At 45.2% G+C, this 458-nt stretch carries 1 rRNA gene; it reads left to right on the top strand.

What is annotated here, in order from left to right:
* Positions 1-385: 385 nt before the first annotated feature.
* A 16S ribosomal RNA gene (locus tag OK411_RS27010) occupies positions 386-458 on the top strand; the annotation flags it as partial.

The following is a 458-nucleotide window of genomic DNA, read 5'->3' as shown; positions in this document are numbered from 1 at the left end:
GCTCTTTTAACGGTTCGATCTTCTCGGTCGAAAGCGGAGAAAAAGAGGTGTTGACAGCAGCGATTAACGCTGTAGAATTCGCCTCCCGCTAACGAGAGATCGGAAGCGCAAGTGGTTGAAGTTGTTGAAGAATTCTTCGAAAACTTCTGAAAATAATCACTTGACAGCAAATGAGGCTGCTGTAGAATGCGCGCCTCGGTTGAGACGAAAGATCTTAACCAACCGCTCTTTAACAACTGAATCAAGCAATTCGTGTGGGTGCTTGTGCAGTCAGACTGATAGTCAACAAGATTATCAGCATCACAAGTTACTCCGCGAGAAATCAAAGATGTAACCAACGATTGCTGAGCCAAGTTTAGGGTTTCTTAAAAACCCAAAGATGTTTGAACTGAAGAGTTTGATCATGGCTCAGATTGAACGCTGGCGGCAGGCCTAACACATGCAAGTCGAGCGGATGA

Source organism: Pseudomonas sp. RG1 (genome assembly GCF_025910115.1).
Classification (GTDB): Bacteria; Pseudomonadota; Gammaproteobacteria; order Pseudomonadales; family Pseudomonadaceae; genus Aquipseudomonas; species Aquipseudomonas atacamensis.
This window is presented reverse-complemented; position numbering and strand designations above follow the sequence as displayed.